Raw genomic sequence first — 5,893 nt, 5'->3', positions numbered from 1 at the left:
CCAGCGGGCACACAGCCAGACCACGTCGTGGCCGCGGGCGGCCAGTCCGGACGCGATCCGTCGCGTTCGCGCACGGGCCGGCGTGTCGCCGTGCCCGGGAGTGAAAAGCGAGACGAACGCGACACGCATACGCCGATTCGACGCCCGGACTGAATAAAAAGACACGGCATCGGGTTCGTTCACCCGAAACGGTTTCACACCGGGGACGGAACCGGACGACATGCATCGATACGATATCGAACGGTACCTCAACGTCCGCAGCGCCGGCGGAGCGGACCTCGGCCCCGGCGGCCGGCTTTCGTTCCTCCTCGACACCACCGGCACCCCGCAGGTGTGGTCGGTCGAGGGGGCACTGGAGTGGCCCGAACAGCACACGTTCTACGAGGAGCGAGTCACGTTCGTCGACTCCTCGCCCGAGTACTCGGAAGCCGTCTTCGGGATGGACGAAGGGGGGAACGAGCGCGCCCAGCTGTACCGCCTCGACTTCGAGTCCGGCCGGATCACCGATCTGACCGACCGTCCGGGGGCCAAACACCGATGGGGCGGGTGGAACAGCGACGGCGAGCGGTTCGCGTTCGCCTCCAACCGCCGCGACGAGTCCGTGTTCGACGTGTACGTGCAGGGGCGTGACGAGACGGGTAGCGACGCCGAGCTCGTGTACGAAGGGGACGGCTGGCTCTCGGTCGCCGGCTGGTCGCCGAGCGACGACCGGCTGATCGTTCACGAGGCGCACTCCTCGTTCGACCACGACCTCTACACGCTCGACCTCGAGTCGGGCGGTCTCACCCATCACACCCCGCACGAGGGCGACGTGCGATACGGCAGCCCCGAGTGGGGACCGGACGGCGAGGCCGTCTACCTCGTCACCGACCGCGAGAGCGACACCCTCCGGCTGGAGCGTCTGGACCTCTCGACGGACGAGTTCACGGTCGTCGCGGACGGGAGCGACGGCATCGACGAGGACGACGACGAGGCGTCCGGGGCCGCGAATGCCAAACCGGGCCCGGACGGCTGGAACGTCGACGGCGTGGCGATCCACGAGGAGTCCCGCCGGATCGTCTACTCGCGAAACGTCGATGGCTACACGGAGCTGACGGTCGGCGAGCTCGCCTCGCCGCACCGGATCGACGAGTTCCCCGCGCCGGACCTGCCCGACGGTGTCGCCGGCGGCGTGAGCTTCGGGCCCGACGGCGAGCGGTTCGCGATCACTGCGACCGGCAGCACGGCGAACGCGAACGTGTACGTCGTCGACGTCACCTCGGGCGAGACCGAGCGATGGACGAACGCCTCGACCGCCGGGATCCCCCGCGAGACGTTCATCGAACCCGAGCTCGTCCACTACCCCACCTTCGACGGGCGACAGATCCCCGCGTTCTTCTCCGTACCCGAGACGGAGACGCCCGCGGACGGCTACCCCGTCGTCGTCGACATCCACGGCGGGCCGGAGTCCCAACGGCGACCCTCGTTCGGGTCGGTCAAACAGTACCTGTTGAACGGCGGGTACGCGGTGTTCGAGCCGAACGTCCGCGGCTCCTCGGGGTACGGGAAGGCGTACTCCGGGCTCGACGACGTCGAGAACCGGATGGACTCCGTCGCCGATGTCCGCGCGGCCGTCGAGTGGCTCCACGACCATCCGGAGGTCGACCCCGACCGGATCGTCGCGATGGGCGGGTCCTACGGCGGGTTCATGGTGCTCGCCGCGCTGACGGAGTATCCCGAGCTGTGGGCCGCCGGCGTCGACATCGTCGGTATCGCCAACTTCGTCACGTTCCTCGAGAACACCGGTGACTGGCGACGCGAGCTGCGCGAGGCCGAGTACGGCTCGCTGGCGTCGGACCGAGAGTTCCTCGAGTCCGTCTCGCCGATCAACAACATCGAGTCGATCGAGTCGCCGCTGTTCGTCCTCCACGGCGAGAACGACCCCCGGGTGCCCGTCGGCGAGGCCGAGCAGATCATCGAGCAGGCTCGCGAGCAGGGCGTTCCCGTCCGGAAGCTGATCTTCGAGGACGAGGGGCACGGCTTCTCGAAGCTGGAGAACCGCATCGAGGCGTACCGCGAGATCGTCGACTTCCTCGCGGAACACGTCTGATCGGGGTCGCGACCGTCCGGCTTCGGCCCCAGCCCCGCACGTACCCGCCTCGTTTTATTCTTGCTCCCCGTAGCCGTCGCTATGAGCTCGAACGGCCCGGCACTCGTCTCGGAGGACCGGTCGCTCCTCGTCCGTGCGGCGTGGTTCCTCCTCGTCGGCTGGTGGGCGACCGGGATCTGGCTGAGCGTCGCGTGGCTCCTCCTCGTGTTGGTCGTCACGATCCCGATCGGGATCAAGATGATCAACGTGGTCCCGATGGTGTTGTCGCTGAAACCACCCGCACGCGAGTTCGTGGAACGGGCCGGGGACGGCGCGGTTCGGTCGAGAGAACAGCGGAGCCTCGTCGTTCGGGCGGTGTGGTTCCTCCTCGTCGGCTGGTGGGCGAGCGGGATCTGGATGGCGGTCGCGTACGCCCTGACGCTCTCGATCGTCGGGATCCCCGTCGCGATCTGGATGTACGGGAAGTTACCCGCGATCGTGTCGCTGTACCGCTACTGAGCTGCCGCGGCGCGCTGAAACGACGGCCGCCGGAAACGAGAGGAAGTGGACCGTCACCGCGGTCCCCTGCTCGCGACCCGCCACGCCGCGCCGTCTCCGCTACCAGTCCGGCCCGAAGTCGGGGTTGAGCTGGCGGTCGGTGCGCTCGATCGCGTCGATCGTCGCGACGTCCTCGTCGTCGAGTTCGAGGTCGAGGCTCGCGAGGTTATCCTGGATATGCGCCTCGCCGGTCGCTTTCGGGATGGCGGTGACGCCCTTCTCGCGGAGCCACGCGAGGCTCACCTGCGCCGGGCTGACGCCGTGTTCCTCGGCGATCTCCGCGATCGTCGGGTCGTTGAGGATCGCTCCCCGTGCCAGCGGCGAGTAGGCGACGAGCTCGAGGTCGTTGGCATCGGCGTACTCGCGGAGCGCCTCCTGGCGGAGCAGCGGGTGCATCTCGACCTGGTTCGCGAACGGCGTCTCGCCGAGGGCGTCGGTCGCGGCGTCGAGGTGTTCGGGTTCGAAGTTCGAGACGCCGATCCGGTCGATCAACCCCTCGTCGCGCAGCTCGGCGAAGGCGGGCAGCGTCTCGGCGGGATCGTACGCCCCAGCCGGCCAGTGGACGTACATGAGATCGACGCTCTCGACGCCGAGTTTATCGAGACTCTCTCGGGTCGACTCGGCGACGTCGGCGGGCGCGAGCTGGTCGATCCACACTTTCGAGGCGAGGAACACGTCCTCGCGGTCGACGTCGGCCGCGGCGATCCCCTCACCGACGGCCGCCTCGTTGCGGTAGATCTGGGCGGTGTCGACGTGGCGGTAGCCCGCTTCGAGCGCGGTTTTTACCGATTCGGTACACTGTGCGGGGTCGTCGTTCTCCCACGTTCCGAGCCCGAGGACGGGTATCCCATCGCGGGTTGGCGTTTCGGTCGGCTGCTGCTCTCGGTGTGACATGGATCGGAGTACGGTCGTGGACGGAAAGTCGCTTGTGATCGGTCGGTCGGATCTTCACAGCGCCCTCGTCGGACCGTACGGCGGTTCGTCGATACGGGTCCACGGCACCGCGGCGCATAACTATATAACTGCGATCGTCATATCGGCCATGGCTGGGATCCGGCGGTCTTCGGCGGGTAACGCGTTATCGATATTGGCCGTGGTGAGCGCGCTTCTCGCCCTGGCGCTCGTCTCCACGTATCTCTCATACGTCCTGTTTGCGATCGTGCTCGCATACGTTCTCACCCCCGTACAACGGAGACTCGAGGAACACGTACGCTCGATGACCGCGGCGATCCTCCTCATCGTGGCCTCGATACTCGTGGTGTTCATTCCGCTCGCGTACGTCCTCGCCATCGCGATCCAACAGGGAGTAACACTCCTGACGCCGCTCCAAGAGGGAGAGATAAGCCCGGATGGGATCCAGGGTCGGCTCGAAAGCATCGGATACGTCGTCGATTTCGAACTGTTGTACGAGACGTATCAAGAGCCGATCACGGACGGGGTACAGAGCCTCGCCCTCGGTACACTCAGTGCCGTCAGCGGACTCCCCGACGTGCTGATCGGGTTCACCGTGACGGCGTTCGTTCTCTTCGCGCTGTTGCGCGACGGCGACCGGCTACTCGCCTGGTTACGATCGGTCGTTCCGATCCGCGACGGGGTACAGCGCGACCTACTGGAACAGCTCGACAATCTCATGTGGGCGTCCGTCGTCGGCAACGTCGCCGTCGCAGCCATTCAAGCGGGGCTGATCGGGATCGGATTGGTGGTTGCCGGTATTCCCGGAGTCGTCTTCCTGATCGTGGCGACGTTCGTTCTCGCGTTACTCCCCCTGGTCGGCGCGTTCGGCGTGTGGGTTCCCGTCTCGACGTATCTCTTCGTGATCGGACGCCCCGTGGCAGGGGGAGCGTTCCTGGTGTACGGTTCCGTGGTTAGCGCCTCGGACATGTATCTCCGGCCCGCCCTCATCGGCCGGAGCGGAACGATCAACGTCGCGATCATCGTCGTGGGTATTTTCGGCGGGGTCGTCCTGTTCGGGGCAATTGGCCTGTTCATCGGGCCCGTCGTTCTCGGTGGCGCGAAGATCGTTCTGGACCTGTCCGCCAGAGAGCGCGGCCAATCGACGACGGGCTGAATCCGATCGGCACTCGGATCCGTACTCACCGGAGCAGTTTGGCCCCGCTGAGATGCTCCCCTTCAGACGTGGCCGGAAGGACACGGCCGTTTCGTGCCGCGTGCTCAGTGAACGTAGGCGGGAGTGGATACGGCGCTGAACCATTTATAAGTGGGTGACTGGTGTCGCGGTCGGCCATTTATAAGTGGGTGACTGGTGTCGCGGTCGGCCATTTATAAGTGGGTGACTGGTGTCGCTGTCGGCCATTTATAAGTGGGTGACTGGTGTCGCTGTCGGCCATTTATAAGTGAGTGGCTGGTGTCGCTGTCGGCCATTTATAAGTGGGTGACTGGTGTCGCTGTCGGCTGTGTATGCGTCCTCGACGTGTCCGTGGTGACGACCTCCGAACCCCCGTTCGCTCGGTTATCAATAGTGGACCGTCGATCGACGGTGAACGCTTCTAACCTACAACCTGTCCACACTACGGGGAACTAGAGCAGCCGATCGAGTATCTGTTCCGTATCCGAATAGTTCAGAGGAGTATTGTGACTGCCGGTTCGGTTTCTCCGGTACCGAGTAGGCGACGGACCCGGATCAATCACTCTCGTTTTCGTTCGAGACGGGTTGTTCGGTCGCGTCCTCGCCCCCAGAGCGCCGCGCTACTCGTCCGAAAGCAACGCCCGTGAGGAGTTCGTCACGACGAGCAGACTCGACAGGCCCATCGCGACCGCGGCGAACAGCGGGTTGAGGAGGCCGGTGACGGCGAGCGGGATGGCGATCGCGTTGTAACAGAACGCCCAAGCGATGTTCCCCTTGACACGCCGGCCGGCCGCCCGCGAGAGGGCGAACACGGTCTCGACGGAGTTGAGATCGTCGTCGACGATCGCCACGTCGGCGGCGTCGGCCGCCATCGCGGTCCCGCCGCCGAGCGCGACGCCGAGGTCTGCAGCTGCGAGCGCGGGTGCGTCGTTCGTTCCGTCCCCGACCATCACCGTCCGGCCGCGTCCTTTTAAGCGTTCGACGGTCTCGGCTTTCCCCTCCGGCGGCACGCCCGCGAACACCCGCGAGACCGCGTCGTGCTCGGCGAACACCGTCGCGGCGCGTTCGTCGTCACCAGTGAGGACGACGACCTCGACACCCGAACCGGCGAGCGACGAGAGCGTCTCCTCCCACCCGTCCCGCAGCTCGTCGCCGTCGACGACGAGCCCCGCTGCCGCACC

General features: G+C 66.1%; 5 protein-coding genes and 1 pseudogene. 3 read left to right on the top strand and 3 right to left on the bottom strand.

What is annotated here, in order from left to right:
- Positions 1–129 (bottom strand): annotated as a pseudogene (locus ACFQEU_RS11295) (glycosyl transferase family 1); the annotation flags it as partial.
- A 91-nt stretch (positions 130–220) separates the two neighbouring features.
- On the opposite strand from ACFQEU_RS11295, the gene ACFQEU_RS11290 reads away from it, so the two are divergent.
- Positions 221–2,089: a S9 family peptidase gene (locus ACFQEU_RS11290; protein WP_379782176.1), complete on the top strand. Its 1,869-nt coding sequence runs from the start codon at positions 221–223 to the stop codon at positions 2,087–2,089.
- Between the two features lie 81 nt (positions 2,090–2,170).
- On the top strand, positions 2,171–2,587 hold the full coding sequence (locus tag ACFQEU_RS11285) for a YccF domain-containing protein (protein ID WP_379782174.1): 417 nt from the start codon (positions 2,171–2,173) through the stop codon (positions 2,585–2,587).
- Between the two features lie 99 nt (positions 2,588–2,686).
- Here ACFQEU_RS11285 and ACFQEU_RS11280 read toward each other — a convergent pair whose 3' ends face one another.
- Complete coding sequence (locus ACFQEU_RS11280; protein WP_379782178.1) at positions 2,687–3,472, bottom strand: aldo/keto reductase; 786 nt, start codon at positions 3,470–3,472, stop codon at positions 2,687–2,689.
- A gap of 250 nt (positions 3,473–3,722) precedes the next feature.
- Here ACFQEU_RS11280 and ACFQEU_RS11275 point away from each other — a divergent pair, with 250 nt between their 5' ends.
- Positions 3,723–4,694, top strand: coding sequence for an AI-2E family transporter (locus tag ACFQEU_RS11275; RefSeq protein ID WP_379782171.1), 972 nt, complete (start codon positions 3,723–3,725; stop codon positions 4,692–4,694).
- Positions 4,695–5,332: 638 nt separating this feature from the next.
- Here the strand turns inward: ACFQEU_RS11275 and ACFQEU_RS11270 are convergent.
- On the bottom strand, positions 5,333–5,893 hold a 561-nt coding region (locus tag ACFQEU_RS11270), incomplete at its 5' end, for an HAD-IC family P-type ATPase (RefSeq protein ID WP_379782169.1).

The organism is Halorubrum tibetense, from assembly GCF_042661865.1.
In the GTDB taxonomy this organism is placed as follows: Archaea; Halobacteriota; Halobacteria; order Halobacteriales; family Haloferacaceae; genus Halorubrum; species Halorubrum tibetense.
Note: the sequence above shows the minus strand (reverse complement) of the source record. Positions and strands in the feature narration are given on the sequence as shown.

Coding starts and splice junctions, on each gene's coding strand:
- ACFQEU_RS11290 (WP_379782176.1), top strand. CDS start 221: ATGCATCGATACGATATCGAACGGTACCTCAACGTCCGCAGCGCCGGC.
- ACFQEU_RS11285 (WP_379782174.1), top strand. CDS start 2,171: ATGAGCTCGAACGGCCCGGCACTCGTCTCGGAGGACCGGTCGCTCCTC.